Below are 19,785 nucleotides of genomic sequence, written 5' to 3'. Positions count from 1 at the left end.
CCGGCAGTCCCTCCGCACATCAATCACACACAGACAAAGGAACTCTTGACGTGAAGGCACTTTCTCAAAAGCGGCGTCATCCGCTGGCAGCCATCATTCTTTTGGCTGTCGCTCTTGTCCTGACTGGCGGCCTCTATGCAGTTGCCTCAGCCACCAACCAGGCCAAGGCCGACTCCTCGCAGAGCTATACAGCAGATGACATCGCCGCCGGACAAAAGTTGTTCCAGTCGAACTGCGCCACCTGCCACGGAACCAACGCAGAGGGCACTCAGGACGGTCCCTCGCTGATCGGCGTGGGCGCCGCTGCGGTGGACTTCCAGGTCGGCACCGGCCGTATGCCCATGGAGATGCAGGGCACTCAGGCTCAGCTGAAGCCGGGTCAGTTCAATGAAGAGCAGACCAAGCAGCTGGCCGCGTACGTTGCCTCCACCGGTGCAGGCCCCGGCGTACCGGACGCAGAGTCCGTCGATACGAGCAAGGGCGACGCGGCCAATGGTGCCAAGGTCTTCCTGGCCAACTGTGCCATGTGCCACAACGCGGCCGGCGCCGGTGGTGCGCTGACGCGAGGAAAATTCGCACCCACCCTGATGGGCGTCTCCGAACAGCACATCTACGAGGCCATGGAAACCGGCCCTCAGAACATGCCCGTCTTCAACGACGCCAACATCACTCCCGATGAGAAGCGCGACGTGATCACGTACCTGAAGGCTCAGGAAACCAACAGCTCCCCCGGCGGACTCGCCCTGGGATCCCTCGGCCCGGTCTCTGAAGGTCTGTTCATTTGGACCATCGGTCTTGGCGTCGTGGTTGGGTTCACCGTTTGGCTGACCTCGCGCTCCGCATAAGCTCATCTGAGCATCACACACTTACTAGCAGCTCGTACCAAGGAAGATAGAGGAACACATGGGCAACCATCGTGACGGAGCACCGGATCAGTCCGGCGCCGTTGCTACCTCAGGAGATCAGAACCAGGAAAAATTTCCGGATCCCGGTCTGCCGCACCACGAACCGCGTCTGACGGATCTTGACCCTCGTCGCGCCAAGCGTGCGGAACGTCAAGTCTCCTGGCTGTTTATCCTGTCGATCGTCGGGGCCTTCGTCTTCTGGATCGGCTTCTTCGCGATCAAGGCCGACGGCAACATGTACGACGTGACCAATCCCGACCCCACGAATAATCTGCGCTTGCAGAATTTGCTGTTGGGTCTGGGCATCGCCTGCACGATGTTCGGCATCGGCATCGGCATCGTCCACTGGGCTCGCACTCTCATGCCCGACCACGAGCTGGTCGAGATGCGGCACGAGATCAGCTCCGAAGACTCGCGCGCCGAGGCTCAGGAAATCGTCGAGACCATCATCGACGAGTCGGGCGTCAAGCGTCGCCCGCTCCTGCGGAATACCCTGATCGGTGCAATCATTCTTGCTCCTCTCACGTTCGTTACCCTCTTCCGTGAGCTCGGCCCCATCGACACCAAGGTCTTGTCCCACACACTGTGGGATCAGGGAATCCGTCTCGTGCGTGACCCCTCGGGCACTCCCATCAAGGCCGCAGACGTGACCATGGGTTCCGCTTACCACGTGTTGCCGGAAAACATCTTGGACATCTCTCACGAGGACGGATATCTCGAAGAGAAGGCTAAGGCCGTGGTGTTGCTCATGCGGATGGATCCCGAAGAACTGCACGTTTCGGAGGATCGCAAAGACTGGAACGTCGACGGCATCATTGCCTACTCGAAGGTGTGCACGCACGTCGGTTGCCCTATCGCCCTGTACGAGCAGCGCACGCACCATTTGCTGTGCCCCTGCCATCAGTCCACGTTCGATGCTGCCAACGAATGCGAAGTGATCTTCGGTCCCGCCGCACACGCGTTGCCGCAGCTTCCGATCACCGTCGATTCCGAGGGCTACCTCGTTGCCCGCAGCGACTTCCACGAGCCGGTTGGCCCGGCGTACTGGGAGCGCGGCAAGCAGAAGCAAGAGATGGCGAGTGAGGCCTAAACATGTCTAACGCTGTAAATGATTACCAGGCCTCGACCACACCGGGGCGCATCGCAAACTTCGTCGACAGCCGAGTCGGCATGTCGGGGATCGTCCGTGAATTCGGGCGCAAGATCTTTCCGGACCACTGGACCTTCATGTTCGGCGAGGTTGCCCTGTACAGCCTCGTCATCTTGATTCTGTCGGGCACCTACCTGACGTTCTTTTTTGATCCCTCGATGACCTCCAAGGTCTACGACGGAAGCTATGTGCCCATGAAGGGCGTCGAGATGTCGGCGGCGTACGCCTCGGCTCTGCATATTTCCTTCGATATTCGCGGCGGGCTCTTCATGCGCCAGGTCCACCACTGGGCCGCGCTGATGTTCGTGGTGGCGATCGCCGTGCACATGATGCGCGTGTTCTTCACCGGCGCCTTCCGGCGCCCCCGTGAGCTGAACTGGGTCGTCGGCGGAATGTTGTTTGTTCTGTCCATGGCCGCAGGGTTCACCGGGTACTCCCTTCCCGACGACGTCCTCTCCGGAAACGGCCTGCGCATTATCGATGGCGTGATGAAGGCCATCCCGCTGGTCGGCACGCACCTGTCGCTGTTCTTCTTCGGTGGCGAATTCCCGGGGCATGCCGTTATTGGACGTCTCTACACGCTGCACATCATGATCGTTCCGGCGTTGATTCTCCTGACCGTCGCGATTCACCTCTTCATGGTTGTCGTGCACAAGCACACCCAGTACCCCGGTCCGGGACGCACCGAAAAGAACGTCGTCGGGTTCCCGGTGGGACCCGTGTACGCGGCCAAGGCCGGCGGCTTCTTCTTCGTGGTCTTCGGAATCATCGCCTTGATGGCCGGAACCGTGACCATCAACTCCATCTGGAACTACGGACCTTACGATCCCTCCCCCGTCCAGGCAGGTACCCAGCCTGACTGGTACATCGGCTGGGTCGACGGTGCCTTGCGTCTGATGCCGGGTTCGTGGCCGTTCCACTGGCAGCTCCAGGCGGGAGGAACCTGGGTTCTGGCCGTGCTTTTGCCGATGGTTCCCGCCGCGATCCTGCTCGGTTGCTTCTTCATGTGGCCGTGGATTGAGCGTTGGGTCACCAAGGATGATCGCGAACACAACATCTTGGATCGTCCTCGCAACGCCCCGTTCCGTACGGGCGCCGGCGCAGCGGGAGTCACCTGGTACGCGGTCATGATGACGGCGGCTAGCTCCGACTTGATCGCTACGCACTTCCACGTGGCGCTCAACGACGTGGCCTACGTGTTGCGGTTCCTGTTCTTCTTCGGCCCGTTCATCGCGTTCGAAATCACGCGCCGAATTTGCCTGGCCCTCCAGCGCAAGGACCGTGAGCTGGTCCTCCACGGCGTCGAGACCGGTCGAGTGGTCCAGTTGCCTCACGGTGAATTCATCGAGGTTCACGAGCCCCTCAACGAGTACGACATGTATCGTCTGGTCGATTACAACGCGCCGACGGTCATTCCCGCTCAACCCAATAAGAAGGGCAAGATCACCGGGTCCGAAAAGGTTCGCGGACGGCTGTCCCGTCTCTTCTTCGAAGACCGCGTGGCCCCCGTGACACGCGCCGAGTTGGAAGCAGCCCACCACCACCACGAGATCGAGTCCGGGGGCCACTAACCCCGTCCTCGCCTCTGTGGGCTCAAGCAGAGAAGGCCCCCAGTTTCCGCTATGGGAACTGGGGGCCTTTTCTCGTTGCTTGCTCCGGCGAAGTGCAGCCTGGGAGACTTTGACCGTCTCGGCGCCGCCGGCCCTCAGGCGGCCCCTTGACTCGTAGACTCCGGAGCCCCCCCGACGAAAAGGGGCCAGGCCCAGTCGGCTGGCCCCTTGGCGTTGCGTGAGCGTTTCAGCCGGTCTTGCAGGCTGACCGAATGATTGCGGCAAGATCGCGCGGGGGCTCCCCATGGGCCAGTGGCCCCTGGGGACGTCAACAACATCGACGCGCTCGAGGTGCGCGACCTCAGCAAACATGGGATGGCCCGCCCCGACCGGCTTCATGACCTGTTCACTCGGGGTCGAGCAGCACACCAGCATCCTCGGGACTCAGCGGCGGTCATCGTTCCTGAGCTCGACGGATTGGCGTGCCACCGGACCAGGTTCCGGGACTGTCATCTTCCGGAAGCGCTCGAGGGTTTCGGCACCCAACCCTACGAGACTCGCCCGCCGTCCAAGGTCCTCGTACAACGGGAGAGGCAACTCTTCACGCTCGGCCGAGAGCTCAGGGGCGAACGCTGTTCCATCGGCTGCGGGCCCCGAGTCGGCCCACACCACCCTGACGGTCAGTTCCGGGTGCCGATCGGGGCCGAGGCTGACGGGGGTGTTGGCCCCGCCGTGCGCGACGACGACCACGGGCTGATCGCCCCGCCAGGCAATCACGCCCCGGATGGCTCCCGCTTGGTCGCCGACGGTCTTCAGGGTGCGGGCCGCGTCGTCTCCGTCCAGTCCCGGCAGCGTCATCGCCACTACGTGCGTGTGATCGCCTTCGAGGTACTCGACGACCTCGTCCCAGGCCCATGCTCCCAGCCAGTGGCCGGGGATGAGTACGACAGATCGATGGATATTTGTTGTTGTCCTGGGACACCCCCCTCAGCCTCGAAGGCAGTCCGACGAACTTGCCCACCGGGTATGGCTCAACTCGCTTCCCTCTTCATTGCGCGCCATCGGGTAGGCACAGGAGGAAGCCATGGCCGATCAACGAGTGCTTCGAACTCCCTACACGTCACGGGAGGACGCCACGACAGCTCGTGACGTCGAGCCTGTGTTTGTTCGCTTCCATGAGCCGGCCGGTGATACCTGCTCGGATAGTGCCTTTTGCGCGCTGCGATGCGATGGTTCGCCGCGGTGTCGCGTCATGAGCGCGCAACTGTGACGATGACGGCGCCTGCCGCGGCCATACCGTTCAGCAGGTTGGGCTCCCCCGGCGAACGCTCGGCCCATTCATGGCCGCGCTCCTCACGCGCATCTGGGCATACAAAAATCCCCCGCATTCTCATGGAATGCGGGGGATTTTTAGGGGATCGGCGGACGCCCGCCTCCCTGCGGATTAGTGAGCGTGGCTACCGCGGTTGTACTCGTAAACCCAGCCGACCAGGGCGACGAAGGCAACGGGCACAGCCAGCATCAACAGCCACCAACCGATCGCCAGAGCGACCACGCCGATCGTTGCGCCGATAGCCAGCAGCAAGGGCCACCAACTCCACGGAGAGTAGAAACCGTAGTCTCCCGCTGCATCCGCAATTTCGCCGTCGAGATTGTCGGAGGGCTGATTCGGGTGCTTCTTATTCGTGAAGGAAAAGAAGAAACCGAGGAAGGCCGACATCAACGCGGTCAGCAACAGCGCCGGAAATCCAACCCACTCATCGAATCCGGTCATGAACCCGTAGACAATGGTGACGGGAACGAGGAAGACGAAGAGACCCCAGAAGAGGATGCCATTTTCGCGCATTTCAATACCTCCTAGGAGTTCACCGTGGCAGCTTTTCGTGCTGCCGAGGCGACGTCGTGGTTAGTGGACAGCTCCGGGTGGTGCAGATCCAAGGCCGGACGCTCCGAACGGATTCGGGGCAACGCGGTGAAGTTGTGACGCGGCGGCGGGCATGACGTCGCCCACTCGAGGGAGCCACCAAAGCCCCACGGATCGTCAACTTCTACCTTCTTGCCGTTCCTGCTCGTGATGTAGACGTTCCAGAAGAAGGGCAACATCGACAAGGCCAAGATCATGGCGCCGACCGTTGAGAACTGGTTCATCCAGGTGAACCCGTCCTCGGGGAGGTAGTCCGCATAACGACGCGGCATACCGTCAACACCGAGCCAGTGCTGGATCAAGAAGGTCGTGTGGAAACCGATGAACAGCAACCAGAAGTGGATCTTGCCCAGGCGCTCGTTCAGCATCTTTCCGGTGAACTTCGGCCACCAGAAGTACAGGCCACCGAACATGCAGAACACGACGGTACCGAACACGGTGTAGTGGAAGTGGGCCACCACGAAGTAGGAATCCGAGAGATGGAAGTCCAGCGGCGGCGTCGCCAAGATAATACCGGTCACACCACCGAAGAGGAAGGTGAGCAAGAAGCCGAACACCCACAGCAATGGTGTTTCGAACGTCATGGACCCTTGCCACATGGTGCCGATCCAGTTGAAGAACTTCACGCCGGTGGGCACGCCGATCATCATCGTCATGAACGAGAAGAACGGAAGCATCACGGCGCCCGTGACGTACATGTGGTGCGCCCAGACGGTGACGGACAAGGCAGCGATAGCGATCGTGGCGTACACGAGGCCCTTGTAACCGAAGATTGGCTTTCGGGAGAAGACCGGAATGATCTCCGAGACGACCCCGAAGAATGGTAGGGCCAACACGTAAACCTCTGGGTGTCCGAAGAACCAGAAGAGGTGTTGCCACAGGATCGCACCACCATTTTCGGCATCAAAGATATGTCCTCCCAGGCGACGATCCATGCCCAAGGCAAAGAGCGCGGCCGCCAGCGGCGGGAAGATCATGATGAGGAGAATTGCCGTGATGAGCGTGGTCCAGGTGAAGATGGGCATACGCCACATCGTCATACCGGGAGCGCGCATGCACAGGATGGTGGTGATGAAGTTGACGCCACCCATGATGGTTCCGAATCCCTGGAGGGCCAGACCGAAGACCCACAGATCGCCGCCCACGCTGGGGCTGTACGTCGTGGAGTTCAGCGGCGCGTAGGCGAACCAGCCGAAGGAAGCGGCACCCTGCGGCGTGATGAAGCCGGAAATCGCGACGAGCGAGCCAAAGAGGAAGAACCAGAAGGCCAAGGCGTTGAGTCGCGGGAACGCGACGTCGGGGGCGCCAAGCTGAAGCGGCACGATGACGTTGGCGAAGCCGATGAACACCGGCGTTCCGAACATCAGCAACATGAGCGTGCCGTGCATCGTGAACAGCTGGTTGAACTGATCCTTGGTCTCAAGGATCTGCATTCCCGGCTGAAAGAGCTCGAGGCGCATGACCAGAGCCATGATGCCGGCGAGTAGGAAGAACGTGATGGACGCGATCAGGTACATGTACCCGATCGTCTTGTGGTCGGTCGAAGTCAGCCAGCTGACCACGATCCGCCCTCGCGAGCGAGGAACGGTGCGTTGGGCAACCGTCGACTCTTCAGCTGAATACTCGAGTGTAGACACCGGTACTCCCCTACTTCGATTCGTTCATGGTGGGATTGCGGTTGTACTCATCGCCAAGGCGTCCGTTATTGCCCTGATCCTTGAGTTCCTGCATGTGCTTGTCGTAGTCCGACTGGGAGACAACCTTGACGTTGAAGAGCATCTCGGAGTGGTACTCACCGCAGAGCTCAGCGCACTTGCCCTGGTAGTCACCCGTTCCGCCGGTCTTGAAGTCCATGTAGTTGGTCTGGCCGGGGATCGTATCGATCTTCTGGAGGAAGGCCGGTACCCAGAACGAGTGGTTCACATCGCGGGACTTGAGCTGCAGCTCGACCTCGGTGTGCTCCGGGAGGTAAAGCGTCGGCAGCGTGTCTTCGACTCCCGGCTTTCCGTCAAGATGTCCCTGAGTTCCGGAGGTGTAGGTCTTGCTGTCCAGGTAGTTGAAGTCCCAAGCCCACTGCTTGCCGTATACCTCGACCGTGACGCCGGGGTTGTCCCACCGCGAGTCAACGGACCGCTCGGCGCGATCCGAGAAGGAGAAAAGGCTGACGATCAAGATGATCGGGATGATCGTGTACATGATCTCCAGGGGCAGGTGATACCCGAGCTGTCGCGGATATCCCGTCTCACCCTTGCGGCGACGGTAAGCGATGATGCACCAGAGCATCAAGCCCCAGGTCACAAGGCCGACTGCAAGAGCAGCGATCCAGGAACCAATCCAAAGATCCATGATCGTGTCGACGTTGTCAGTTGTTCCGCGCTTTGTCGGCAAGAAGCCGTTTTCGGCGGTCTCCGAACAACCCGTCAACAGCAGCGTGGCGGCCGCCGTCGCGCCAACGGCGACGATGCCCTTGGCGCGGCTGCTACCGGTTCGATTCTGCGAACTCACAGACTGCCCTTCCTCTTCTATGCGTGCGTGTGATGAAAACCGTTCAACCACGGTTTTCACATGGCTGGGCCGGTCACCTCTATCTTAGAGCCAGCTTACTCGTACCTTGGGATTCGCGCTGACACTGTGTCACCACAATATCGGTTTCCTGGGGGTGATCGGACACCCCGGGGGAATGTCCGATGCGATGCTGGGCCCCGAAAAGGGTGCATCGTACAAGGATATGGCCCGGATCCTCCCGCATCGGGGAGGGCCGGGCCATATTACGAGGTGATCTCGCGCGATCTATGTCACTTAGTGGAACGAGTCGCCGCACGCGCAGGAACCCTGCGCGTTGGGGTTATCGATCGCGAAGCCCTGCTTCTGAATGGTGTCTTCGAAATCGATCGTCGAGCCCTCGAGGTAGGGCGTGCTCATGCGGTCCACGATGACCTCCACGCCGTCGAAGTCGCGGACGGCGTCGCCGTCCAAGATGCGCTCATCGAAGTACAGCTGGTAAATCAGGCCCGAGCAACCGCCAGGCTGAACGGCGACCCGCAGTCGCAGATCGGTGCGCCCCTCTTGCTCCAAGAGGGCCCGAACCTTCTCCGCGGCACCCTCGGTCAGAGTGACACCGTGAGTCGGCATTTCCGTGGTTGTTTCCGGGGCTACAGTCATGTCCACACCGGCCTTTCTGCTCCGCGAGGAGCCCTGACATTGGTCTCGTTCCAGTGTAACGCCGGACGGAACACGCGTATTCCGAAGTTACCGCGTGGTCGCCCCTAATCCCCCGGCCCGCGACGAGGGATCCCACCGGCGTTGGGGTCGGCTACTGGGCCCGAGCGTTCATAGCCACCAGGAACATCGCCTCGGACACAATGGCCCGCTGGAAGTCCGGAACGTAGAGCGACTCGTTGGCGCTGTGGGCCCGCGTGTCCGGATCCTCGATTCCCGTGATGAGAATCGCCGCTTCGGGGAAGGTCTCCACCAGGGACGCGACAAACGGAATGGACCCGCCCATTCCCATCAGGACCGGCTCCTCGGACCAGGCCGAGCGCATCGCTTCCAGGACGGCCTCGGCCGGGCCGCTGCTGACATCGGCCTCAAATGGTTGCCCGGCCTCGCCTGCTTCGTAGTCAACCTGGCATCCCCAAGGAGCGTTCTTCTCGACGTGCTCTTTGAGGAGGCGGTGGGCTTCGTGCGGATCTTGGCCCGGCGGAACCCGCAGGCTGACTCGGGCCCGCGTCGTCGCCGCCATCGTATTAGAGGACTGCTCGACCGGGGTGATGTCCATGCCGATGATGGACAGGGCCGGTTGCTGCCAGAGGCGTGACGAGACGCTGCCCGTTCCGGTGAGCGGGGCGTCGGGCAGGGTTCCGGCATCGTTGCGGAAATCATCCTCGTCATAGGTCAGGCTCGGTTCCTGGCCCCTCGTCAGCCCTTCGATGGCGACCGATCCGTTGTCGTCGTGTAGCGAGGCCAGAATGCGAACCATCGCCGTATTTGCGTCGACGACGGGGCCGCCGAACATCCCGGAGTGCAGGGCGTGGTCAAGGGTCCGAACGGAAATGGTGCCGGAGATGACGCCTCGTAGGCTCGTGGTCAAGGCCGGAACGCCCGCCCGCCAATTCGAGGAATCGGCCACAACGATGGCATCCGCCGAGAGCTTGTCCCGATACGTTGCGAGGAAATTCTCGAAACTCGGCGAACCTGCCTCTTCCTCTCCCTCGATAAAGAGGGTGACTCCGAGACCCAAGTCCTCGCCCACGGCTTCTTGAAGGGCCGCGAACGATGTCAGATGGGTCATGAGACCGGCCTTATCGTCGGCCGCGCCTCGCCCGTAAAGCCTGTCACCCACGAGCGTGGCCGACCACGGGTCCGTCTTCCAGTCCGACCCGTCACCCACGGGTTGGACGTCGTGATGGGCGTAGAGAAGGACCGTCGGGAATCCGGGACGGGGCTTCTTGTGAGCCACAACCGCGGGCATGCCGTCCTGACCATCCGGACGCGGTGCCCTCAAGATATCTACCTCGTCGAACCCCGCCGATTTGGCCAATTCGCGCACGGCCTCTGCGCTCTCTTGCACCTTGCTGAGATCGTGGCTCTCCCACGCGACGGAGGGTATCGATACGAGTTCTTTCAGGGTCTCCAGAGCGGTCTCGAAGTGCGCTTCGACGTACTTCTTGACTTCAACCTCTACTTGTTGTTTAGACATCTATTCACGCTTTCGCTGGTATGCCGAGGAGTCGATGATGGAATCCACTCTAGGACTCCCCGCTGGCTGACGGTAATAGCCAGGTATTTCACGTATCCTGGACGGGTGTTCGGTAGTAAGAAGAAAACCCCCAACGACAACGCCACTGGAGAGTCGTCATCACAGCCGATGAACGACGCCAGCGCGCACACATCTCAGGGAAAGGGCCGCCCCACCCCCACGCGCAAGGAGCGCGAACAGGCTCGTAAGCGCCCCCTCGTTCCCGATGACCGCAAGGTCGCGAAGGAAAAACAGCGGGAGGCAGCCCGGGAGGCACGGCTTCGCCAGAATCAGGCGATGCAGACGGGCGACGACCGCTACCTTCCCGTGAAGGACCGCGGTCCGCAACGGCGATTCCTCCGCGATTACGTAGATGCCCGGTTCAACATCGGCGACTACTTCATCGTCATCCTGCTCGTGATCTTCATCCTCGGGCTGTTGATGCCGTTGCATATTCAGCAGTACACGATTTGGGTCATGTGGATCTTCATCGCCATCTGGGTGCTCGACTTCTTTATCCTGTGGCGCAAGCTCAAGCGTGCCGTTGTCGAGAAATTCGGCTCGGCCGAACCGGGTTCCGGCATGTACGTCTTCAACCGGGTCATGATGATTCGTAAACTTCGTATGCCTAAGCCTCAGGTGAAGCGCGGCGACTACCCCTCCTGAGCGCGAGGTTCGCCCTGCACGACGACGAAGGCTGGCCCCTCTCGGGGCCGGCCTTCGTCGTCTCTACCGGGGATATAAGGTCTACCGCGCCCGTGGGCCGCGCATTTTCGCGAGGCCCCGATTGATCCGTGCGGCCCAGAAGGGACCCTCGTAGAGGAATGCCGTGTATCCCTGGACGAGATCGGCCCCACGCTCCAACCGTTCCTGGACGTCGCGCGCCGTGGTTACTCCCCCCACCGAAATGATCGTCATCTCGGTCCCAACGTGCCGTCGGAGCCGCGAGAGAACCTCCAGGGAGCGTTCGGACAAGGGTGCCCCGGACAACCCGCCGTCGCCGCACGCCTCAACGTCTTCCCGTGCCGAACGGAGTCCAAGCCCGTCGCGCTCGATGGTGGTATTGGTGGCGATGATCCCGTCGAGCCCGAGGTCCAGGGCTAAGTCTCCGATGGCCTCGATATCTTCGTCAGCGAGGTCGGGGGCGATCTTCACCAGGAGCGGCACGTGGCGGCGGGCGGCCTCGTCTGCGGCCTCTCCAACGGCGCTCAGCAAGGGACGCAAGGATGAGATGTGTTGCAAGTCCCGCAACCCCGGGGTATTCGGAGAGCTGACGTTCACCACCAGATAGTCAGCCTGGGGCGCGAGCGTCTTTGCGCTATGGAGGTAGTCGTCCACGGCATCTTCCAGCGCGACCTTCTTGGTCTTGCCGATATTAACCCCGACGATCGGCCGAGTTCCGTGCCGGTGATCATGCCACAGGTCCGCGTGGACGGAAGCCAGCCGCGGCCCGATGACATCGGCGCCGTCGTTATTGAAGCCCATGCGGTTGATGACGGCCCGATCTTTGACGAGGCGGAAGAGGCGTGGTTGTGGATTTCCCGGCTGCGCCTGGCCCGTTACGGTTCCGATCTCGACGTGTCCGAACCCCAAATCCGTCAGGGCGCCCACGCCGGTGGCTCCCTTATCAAAGCCCGCGGCAAGACCGAAGGGTGACGGGAAGGACAGGCCCATGGCCTCGGTGCGCAGGCACCGGTCGGGGGCGAACGCCCGACGAAAAGCCTTGGAGATCCCCAAAGCCCGGCACATTTTGATGCCGGCGAATCCTATGGAATGCGCTTTCTCGGCGTCCATCCCCGAAAAGACGAGTTTAAAAAAGGTGGGGTAAATTCTCGGCACCCTAGCTCCTGGAGTATCTCTCGCAACCATTAAATCTCTACTTGAACTTCTAAGAAGCGCGGTCCGGGCTCTCGCGCGTCACCGTGTCCACCGCGCCTCCATACCGACGATCTCTGCGGGCAAATTCGTCCACGGCCTTCCACAGAACCAACCGGTCGACATCCGGCCACAGGACGTCCATGAAAATCATTTCCGCGTAGGCACTCTGCCACAGCAAGAAATTCGAGAATCGCTGCTCACCGGATGTCCTGAGGAACATGTCGACGTCGGGAAGCTCTGGGGCGTAGAGATACTTGGCAAAGGTCTTCTCGGAAACCTGTCCCGGCTTAATGACCCCGGCGGCCGCGTCGCGAGAAATGGCCGCCGCGGCGTCTGCAATTTCCGCCCGACCGCCGTAGTTGACGCACATCACGAGCGTGCACACGGTGTTGTCCTTGGTCTCCCGCTCGCAGGTCTCCAGCTGTCGGATCACCGATTTCCAGAGCTTGGGCCGGCGTCCGGCCCACCTGATGCGAACGCCCCATGATGTGAGTGTCTCCAGCTGGCGTTCGAGGACGTCGCCGCAGAAACGCATCAGAAAGTTCACCTCGTCCAGGGAACGCTTCCAGTTCTCGGTGGAAAACGCGTAGGCGCTGACCACAGGAATCCCCATTTCGATGGCGCCCGCCACGACATCCAGAAGTGCCTGTTCGCCGGCCTTATGCCCTTCATTCCTGGGTAGACCGCGCTCATTGGCCCATCGACCGTTTCCGTCCATCACGACGGCCACGTGCCGAGGAACAAACTTCTGTGGAATCGCCGGAGCACGCTGTCCCGATGGGTGAGGGTACGGCGCCTGAACCATCATGAATTCCTTTCGAGCAGGGCAAATGTGCGGAATTCCCGTTCCACGTGCCACTGTACATAACGTTGCAGAAGGGTCCCGACGCGTTCGGCGACGGTTCGGTCGGCCATCCCATCGATGGTCTCCCAGGCACCGGTCGCGACGGCACGCAGATACGCGACGACCTCCGGTGTCACGGGGCGGTCGCCTGCCTGGGCACAGGCCGAGCACACGAGACCGCCATCAATCATGCTCCATGCTCGCAGGTCTTCGTCGGAACCGCACCGGACGCACCGTTCGGTTTCGATATACCAACCGGCAATCTTCATGGAGCGAATCAAAAAGGAATTGAAAATATCCGTCACGTCGTGGGTGAACCGCGCCAGCGCGGACAACGCCCCCGCGGTGAGGGTAAAGAGCTGGTTTCCCGTCATCTCATCGGCCTGCGCCAGATACTCCGTGACCTCGGCGACGCCCGCCGCGTGCGTATATGACGTGTAGTCCGCGACGATCGGGGCTGCGTAGGCCTTACGGGTGACGGCCTGCGTGACGGTATCGAGGTTTCGACCGTAGACGAGCGACACATCCGTGATCATAAAGGGTTCGAGACGAGCGCCGAGCTTGGAGGTGCTCCGGCGAACCCCTTTGGCCACCGCACGAACGAGTCCGTGGTGGGAAGAGATACCAATGATGATGCGGTCGGACTCCCCGAGCTGATAGGTCCTCAGGACGATGAGGGTCTCTCGGTAGCTTCGAGACGTCGCGGTGGTAGTCGGCACACCTCCAGTATTTCATGATGCGACGGCCCCGCCCGCGTGGCCCGCCCCACGGCACGTGCGTGCGTCGTGGGGCGGGCCACGATTGGGGACCGTCGGGCGGCCTCTACCGGAGGGCCCGGTTGACCGCCGAGATGAGTGCCTTGAGTCCCGCTCGGGTGGTGTTCGCGTCGACGCCCACGCCCCAGAGGACCCTGTCCCCCACGGCGGCCTCAACATAGCTGGCGGCCTTGGCATTTTCGCCGGCCGACATGGCGTGTTCCGTGTAGTCCATCACCCGGACATCGACGCCTTCGTGGGCCAACACCCTGGTCAACGCGTCGATCGGACCGTTGCCGACGCCGGAACGCTCGATCTCCCGTCCGTTGATGTCCAGAACGAGTTTGAGCGTGGTATCGCCGGTCTCGGTTGCTTCGGTCGCCATCTTGGCGATGCGGAACTTCCCCCAGCGGCGTTCGCCGTGTTCCTCGCGGGCCGGCAAATATTCGTCCTTGAAGATGTCCCACAGCGCAACGCTGGTGATCTCGCCACCCTCGCTGTCGGTGCGATTCTGCACGACGTTCGAGAACTCGATCTGCGCGCGTTTGGGCATATCCAGCCCCTTTTGCTGCTTCAGGAGATACGCGACGCCGCCCTTGCCGGACTGGGAATTGACCCGGATCACCGCCTCGTAGTTTCGCCCGAGGTCCTTCGGGTCGATCGGCAAATACGGAACGGCCCATTCGACGGAATCGATGTCCTGCTGGGATTTCTGGGCGTCGGCCTCCATCGCCTCGAAGCCCTTCTTGATGGCGTCCTGATGCGAGCCAGAGAATGCGGTGAAGACCAGGTCTCCGCCGTAGGGCGACCTCTCGTGAACCTTGATCTGGTTGCAGTACTCGACGGTCTGGCGGATCTCATCGATATTCGAGAAATCAATCTGCGGGTCGATTCCCTGGGTCAGGAGGTTGAGCCCCAGCGTCACGAGGTCGACGTTGCCGGTTCGTTCGCCATTGCCAAAGAGGCAACCCTCGATGCGATCTGCGCCGGCCAAATATCCCAATTCCGCGGCGGCCACGCCGGTGCCGCGGTCGTTGTGCGGGTGCAATGACAAGATCACGTTCTCGCGATGGTCGAGGTGGCGATGCATCCACTCGATGGAGTCCGCGTAGACGTTGGGTGTGGCCATTTCGACGGTCGCCGGAAGATTGATGATGACCTTGCGGTCCTCGCCGATCCCCAATTCATTCGTCACCGCGTTGGCGACCCGGGCGGCATACTCGACCTCGGTGCCGGTATACGACTCGGGCGAGTATTGGTAGGTAATCGGAACAGACGTGCTCAACTGCTCCTCGTATTTGGTGCACAGCCGTGCCCCGTTCAGGGCGATGTCCAGGATTCCGTCTTGGTCCTGGTGGAAAACGACCCGCCTTTGCAATACGGAGGTCGAATTATAGAAGTGAACAATCGCCGACGGCGCGCCCTCGATGGCCTCGTAGGTCCGTTCGATGAGGTGTTCCCGGCACTGGACCAGAACCTGGATCGACACGTCGTCCGGGATCAGGTGATCCTCGATCAACGTCCGGACGAAGTTGAAGTCGGTCTGGGAGGCGGCGGGAAAGCCGACCTCGATTTCCTTGTATCCCATGGCGACCAGCAACTTGAACATCGCCAGCTTCCGGTCGGTGTCCATGGGGTCCACCAGCGCTTGATTACCATCGCGGAGGTCCACGGCGCACCATCGGGGCGCCTGAGTCATGACCTTGTCCGGCCAGGTGCGGTCGGGAAGGTTGACCGAGATTTCCTCGTGAAACGGGCGGTATTTGTGAACCGGCATTCCGGAGGGTTTCTGTGCGTAAGTCATCGTGGGCTCATATCTCCTGTGAAGTGATGCGGTTGCGGCCGGCGCAACAATCCTCCGCAGCGAGGTGTCGGCCTAAGAGTAATTCGAGGCCTCGCTACGGCACCTAAGGAGAAGGTTGACCCGGGTTCGTTCCACGCTTGTCAACGTACCACCGGTGAGCCCGCACACGTCCATCCCCGGGAACCGAGGTCCACATAGTGAAATGACGCGGCGCCCCGGGCCGTAGGGTCCCGAGGCGCCGCATCTGGCACGCTAGCCCTTAGTATTCAAAGGCCTGCTGACACTTCTGCTGATCGGCGGTTTGGCCCTGAGCACCGCCCACGATCTTTTGGGAATCGTCCTTCTTGACGGTGTCCCCGGAGGTAAAGTCCTTGCCGATACTGATGCTCACGCCCGCCAGTCCCGGTGCCTCAACCACTTCCGTGGAGCCGACGCCGAATTTGTCGGCGATCTCCTGAGCTTGGGCCTGATATCCGGTCGGGTATTGGATCGTGGTCTTATCCGCGGTCTCGGCCAGGTCCTGATAGGTCACGTTGTTGTAGCCCAGATCCTCGACGTGCGAACTCAGCTTCTTCCCGCGGTCCTTCGCCCCGGAGGCATTGGACAGGGTCACCGGTACGCTACGATCCACCGGCGCCGAGGAAGATTCCTTGGGAGCCGGATCCTGCTGGCCCTGCGTGGGGTCCGCCAAGGAGCCGTCCTTCTGGAGGGTCTTGAAGACCTGCTCGGAATCGGCGCTCAGCTGCAATTTATTCTGGTCGTACGTATACGGTTCCGTGGGCACGGTCGCGAAGACGATCTTGGATAGGTCCACCCCGGAGAGGATCCGGCCGATGTCGACCATCGTCGCGGGGTCGGTGAATCCCTTGTCTACGGTCACGTTCTGCGTGACCGCTTCCGCGATCCCGTACATCTTTCCGGGGTTCGACAGGGTTCCTTGAGACTTAACCTTGCGCATCATGGAGGCCAGGAAGCCCTGCTGCGCCTGGATGCGGCTCGTATCGGAGCCGTCACCGAATCCGTGACGGGACCGGAGGAAGGCAAGGGCCTGCTCCCCCTCGACCTCGGAATTGCCCGCCGGCAGGTCCAGCCCGGAGTACTCGTCCTTGATGGGCTTGTTCACGCACACGTTGACGCCGCCGACGACCGAGCTGAGCTGCTTGACGGCGTTGAAGTCCACGAGCATGAAGTGGTCCACGTTGACACCGGTCAATTGATTGATCGTCGCGACGGTGCACCCGGCTCCACCGTTGGTGAGGGACTCGTTGATCTGGGTGTCCTGTTCCGCCGGGTAGACCTTGCCGTCTGGGCCCTTGCACTGGGGAATATCCACCATGAGGTCGCGAGGGAAGGACAGAACGTTGACGTTCTTACGGTCCTCACTGATCTGCATGAGCATCATGACGTCAGAGCGGGCACCGGACTCCCCATCGCTCGCACTGCCGTAGTTGGCGTTATTTCCGGAACGTGTGTCAGACCCGATCACCAAGATGTCGAGCGGGCCGTCCGAGAGCTGGCTTCCGCCGTCCATCTGGTCGCCGAGGTTCAGGGCTTGGGTGCTCACGTTGGACCGCAGTCTCATGGCCGCGAACCCGCCGGCCCCGAGGACGACGACCAAGAGTCCCACGCAGCAGAGGGCCAGCCACACGCCGCGTCGCGACGTGCGTGCGCGGTTCTGGTAGTGGCGTCCCCGTGGGGTCAGGCGCGGCGTCTGGCTGTCGTCCGACGTCTCCGGCGCGTGCGTCACAGATGGGTCCTCTCGAAGGTGGCATATGTCAAACTTTATCTATTCTACGCGTGCTCATCCCATGAAGATCCGATTCGCATGCGGTGCCCCGACCCTATCCCAGGTGTCGGATCAGAAGCCGAGTCGCCCCAGGGCTCGAGGGTCACGTTGCCAGTCCTTGGCGACCTTGACGTGGATACTCAAATAGACCTTAGTGCCCAGCAGCGCTTCGATGCCCTGGCGCGCGGTGGTCCCGATGTCGCGAAGCCTGGCCCCGCGTTTGCCGATGATAATGGCCTTCTGCGAGTCGCGCTCGACGTAAAGATTCACGTGAACATCGATCATGGGGTCATCCTCGGGACGATCTTCTCGGTCGTTCATCTCCTCGACCGTGACCGCCACGGAGTGAGGCAACTCATCCCGAACGCCTTCGAGCGCGGCTTCTCGAACCAGTTCGCCGACCATGACCGCTTCGGGCTCGTCGGTGAGGTCCCCGTCCGGGTACAGCGGCGGAGAAGCTGGCAGATGCGAGCTCAAGACCTCGCCGACCTGCTCGACTTGGAATTCCTTGGCCGCAGATACGGGGATGACATCGGCCCAGCCGCCCTGCCCGTCATCGGTTCCCGGCGCCGCGTCGCCCTTGTGGCCGGAGGGCTTGGAATCACGGCCGAAGAGCTGCGGTCGATCGTCCGCCCGGCCGCCACGACCCTTCGCGGCTCGGCGTTCGCGCCGCTCCGCCCGGGCGGCGCGTTCGGCGGTCATGATCTCGTTGCCGAGTTGAGACACCGCGATGAGCTGTTCGGCCAGTTTGTCCGGAGTCACCTTATCCGCCTTGGTGACCACGGCCACGATGGGCTTATTGCCGGCCGCCGCAAGCTGCGAGGCAATGTAGCGGTCCCCCGGTCCGATCTTTTCGTCCGCCGGGATGCAGAATCCGATGACATCGACCTCGGCGAGCGTCTCGGCCACGAGGTCGTTGAGTCGCTCCCCCAGCAGGGTCCGTGGACGGTGCAGACCGGGCGTGTCGATGAGTATGAGTTGGGAGTGCTCGCGATGCACGATGCCGCGAATCGTGTGACGGGTCGTCTGAGGACGGTTCGACGTGATCGCGACCTTTCGGCCGACGAGCGCGTTCGTCAGGGTCGACTTTCCGGCGTTGGGTCGCCCCACCAGGACGGCAAAGCCCGCAACGAAGTCCTCGGGGACTGTGGCAAATTCCATTTACTGCTCCTCCGAGGGCTCAGGCGCCTCGTCGTTGTCGGGAGACGATTCGCGCCAGGCCAATATCGTGCCGACGCGGTTTCGACGTCCCTCAAGTTTAACGGCCTTGAGGCCTATTCCGTAGATCTCGGCGGTGGATCCGACGATCGGAACCCGTCCGAGGGCCTTGGCCAGCAGGCCACCGACGGATTCGACGTCGTCGTCCTCCAAGTCCATGTCGAAGAGTTCGCCGAGGTCGCCAATGCTGGTTCTCGCGGAGATCCTGTAGGCGTCTCCCTCGGGTGTTACCTCGGGCTCCGCGGCATCGTATTCATCAACGATCTCACCGACGAGCTCTTCGATGAGGTCTTCCAAGGTGACCAATCCCGCGGTATCTCCGTATTCGTCGACGACGATAGCCACGTGCGTGCCTTCGCGTTGCATGATGGACAACAGTTCGGAAACCTTCTGCGACTCCGGAACGAATCTCGCGGGTCGAAGCAGCGCGGAAACCTGCGGGTTGTGCCCCTTGGAGGGATTCGAGAGCATCGCCTCGGCGACGTCCTTGAGATAGAGAAAGCCGCGAACGTCATCGAAGTCTTGTCCCATGACGGGTATCCGGGAGTACCCGGAGCGCAGAAAGAGGTTCAGCGCGTTGTCCAGCGAGTCGTCGAGGTCGAAGGTCACGGTGTCGGTGCGGGGCACCATCACCGCACGAATGCGGGTGTCGTCGAGTTCGAAAATCGAGTGCAGCATGGCCGCCTCGTTGTCCTCGATAACGTCGTTTCCGCTGGCCCGATCGACGAACTCGCGCAGCTCTTCCTCGGTAAAGAACCCCGCGTTCTCTTCCGTCGCGGGCGAAACCGCCGATCCGCTCCTCATGAGCCATTTTGGTATGGGGCCCAAGAGGCCCGTCAGCAACCGCAACAACCCGGACGTCTTGGAGACGACGGCCAGAGGATGCGCCCTGCCCACATGACGTGGGCTGACCCCGATCACGACGAATCCGAGCACCGTGGCGATGAGCACGGCACAGACGACCGCCAGCCACACCCACGGGACAAACCGCAAAAACATGACGGTCAGGGTTACCGAGACCAAGGACTCGCACAAGATGCGCACGAAACGCAACGCGTGCATATAAGGACGGGGGTCTTCCACGATGCGCCGAAGGCTCGTACGACCGTTGGCTTGAGAAGCCTTTTCAGCCTCGTGTCGTGGCAGATACGTGAACGCCGACTCCGTGGCGGTGAGAACGAACGCAACCGCCAAGAGAGCCAAGGTCACGACGATGAGGAGTGCCGTGATCAT

17 protein-coding genes are annotated in these 19,785 nt (G+C 61.6%); 4 read left to right on the top strand and 13 right to left on the bottom strand.

The annotated features are described in order from the left end of the window. Positions 1-50 precede the first annotated feature (50 nt). Genes CURSPS6_RS03770 through CURSPS6_RS03760 form a run of 3 tightly spaced genes read left to right on the top strand, consistent with a single transcriptional unit; the run spans position 51 to position 3,626 of the window. Positions 51-845, top strand: coding sequence for a cytochrome c (locus tag CURSPS6_RS03770; RefSeq protein WP_030014244.1), 795 nt, complete (start codon positions 51-53; stop codon positions 843-845). Positions 846-903: 58 nt separating this feature from the next. Then, positions 904-1,995 carry a ubiquinol-cytochrome c reductase iron-sulfur subunit gene (locus CURSPS6_RS03765; RefSeq protein ID WP_030014243.1) on the top strand — a complete coding sequence of 364 codons (1,092 nt, stop codon included), beginning with the start codon at positions 904-906 and terminating at the stop codon, positions 1,993-1,995. Positions 1,996-1,997: 2 nt separating this feature from the next. Next, complete coding sequence (locus tag CURSPS6_RS03760; protein ID WP_030014241.1) at positions 1,998-3,626, top strand: cytochrome b; 1,629 nt, start codon at positions 1,998-2,000, stop codon at positions 3,624-3,626. Between the two features lie 423 nt (positions 3,627-4,049). Here the strand turns inward: CURSPS6_RS03760 and CURSPS6_RS03755 are convergent, their stop codons facing one another. The 6 genes from CURSPS6_RS03755 to CURSPS6_RS03730 form a co-directional block, all read right to left on the bottom strand. Beyond that, positions 4,050-4,529 (bottom strand): alpha/beta fold hydrolase, encoded by a 480-nt coding sequence (locus CURSPS6_RS03755; RefSeq protein ID WP_321164035.1) that lies wholly within the window; start codon positions 4,527-4,529, stop codon positions 4,050-4,052. Between the two features lie 520 nt (positions 4,530-5,049). Beyond that, on the bottom strand, positions 5,050-5,451 hold the full coding sequence (locus CURSPS6_RS03750) for a cytochrome c oxidase subunit 4 (RefSeq protein ID WP_030014239.1): 402 nt from the start codon (positions 5,449-5,451) through the stop codon (positions 5,050-5,052). Positions 5,452-5,462: 11 nt separating this feature from the next. Then, the gene (gene ctaD, locus CURSPS6_RS03745; RefSeq protein WP_030014238.1) at positions 5,463-7,166 is read right to left on the bottom strand and encodes a cytochrome c oxidase subunit I; all 1,704 of its coding nucleotides are present in this window, start codon (positions 7,164-7,166) and stop codon (positions 5,463-5,465) included. A 10-nt stretch (positions 7,167-7,176) separates the two neighbouring features. Then, a complete protein-coding gene (coxB, locus tag CURSPS6_RS03740; protein ID WP_030014237.1) occupies positions 7,177-8,034 on the bottom strand; it encodes a cytochrome c oxidase subunit II in 858 nt (285 codons plus the stop codon). A gap of 294 nt (positions 8,035-8,328) precedes the next feature. Then, positions 8,329-8,691, bottom strand: coding sequence for a HesB/IscA family protein (locus tag CURSPS6_RS03735; protein ID WP_030014236.1), 363 nt, complete (start codon positions 8,689-8,691; stop codon positions 8,329-8,331). Between the two features lie 151 nt (positions 8,692-8,842). Continuing rightward, positions 8,843-10,228, bottom strand: coding sequence for a dipeptidase (locus CURSPS6_RS03730; protein WP_030014234.1), 1,386 nt, complete (start codon positions 10,226-10,228; stop codon positions 8,843-8,845). Between the two features lie 105 nt (positions 10,229-10,333). Between CURSPS6_RS03730 and CURSPS6_RS03725 the strand changes: the two genes are divergently transcribed. Then, positions 10,334-10,933, top strand: coding sequence for a DUF3043 domain-containing protein (locus tag CURSPS6_RS03725; protein ID WP_030014233.1), 600 nt, complete (start codon positions 10,334-10,336; stop codon positions 10,931-10,933). A gap of 81 nt (positions 10,934-11,014) precedes the next feature. On the opposite strand, the gene CURSPS6_RS03720 is transcribed toward CURSPS6_RS03725, so the two are convergent. The 7 genes from CURSPS6_RS03720 to CURSPS6_RS03690 form a co-directional block, all read right to left on the bottom strand. Further along, the gene (locus CURSPS6_RS03720; RefSeq protein ID WP_235503725.1) at positions 11,015-12,061 is read right to left on the bottom strand and encodes a quinone-dependent dihydroorotate dehydrogenase; all 1,047 of its coding nucleotides are present in this window, start codon (positions 12,059-12,061) and stop codon (positions 11,015-11,017) included. Positions 12,062-12,155: 94 nt separating this feature from the next. Next, positions 12,156-12,950 carry an isoprenyl transferase gene (locus CURSPS6_RS03715; RefSeq protein ID WP_082470034.1) on the bottom strand — a complete coding sequence of 265 codons (795 nt, stop codon included), beginning with the start codon at positions 12,948-12,950 and terminating at the stop codon, positions 12,156-12,158. Continuing rightward, positions 12,950-13,708 (bottom strand): DNA repair protein RecO, encoded by a 759-nt coding sequence (recO, locus tag CURSPS6_RS03710; RefSeq protein ID WP_030014228.1) that lies wholly within the window; start codon positions 13,706-13,708, stop codon positions 12,950-12,952. The genes CURSPS6_RS03715 and recO overlap by 1 nt, the downstream gene beginning before the upstream one ends. Before the next feature lie 103 nt (positions 13,709-13,811). Beyond that, entirely contained in the window at positions 13,812-15,548 is a 1,737-nt protein-coding gene (gene leuA, locus CURSPS6_RS03705; RefSeq protein ID WP_030014227.1) for a 2-isopropylmalate synthase, read from the bottom strand. 259 nt (positions 15,549-15,807) lie between these two features. Further along, positions 15,808-17,295, bottom strand: coding sequence for an LCP family protein (locus CURSPS6_RS03700; RefSeq protein ID WP_082470033.1), 1,488 nt, complete (start codon positions 17,293-17,295; stop codon positions 15,808-15,810). 111 nt (positions 17,296-17,406) lie between these two features. Beyond that, positions 17,407-18,495, bottom strand: coding sequence for a GTPase Era (locus CURSPS6_RS03695; RefSeq protein ID WP_030014224.1), 1,089 nt, complete (start codon positions 18,493-18,495; stop codon positions 17,407-17,409). After that, complete coding sequence (locus CURSPS6_RS03690; RefSeq protein WP_035810164.1) at positions 18,496-19,785, bottom strand: hemolysin family protein; 1,290 nt, start codon at positions 19,783-19,785, stop codon at positions 18,496-18,498.

Origin of the sequence: Curtobacterium sp. S6, assembly GCF_000710345.2 — a bacterium.
In the GTDB taxonomy this organism is placed as follows: domain Bacteria; phylum Actinomycetota; class Actinomycetes; order Actinomycetales; family Micrococcaceae; genus Rothia.
This window is presented reverse-complemented; position numbering and strand designations above follow the sequence as displayed.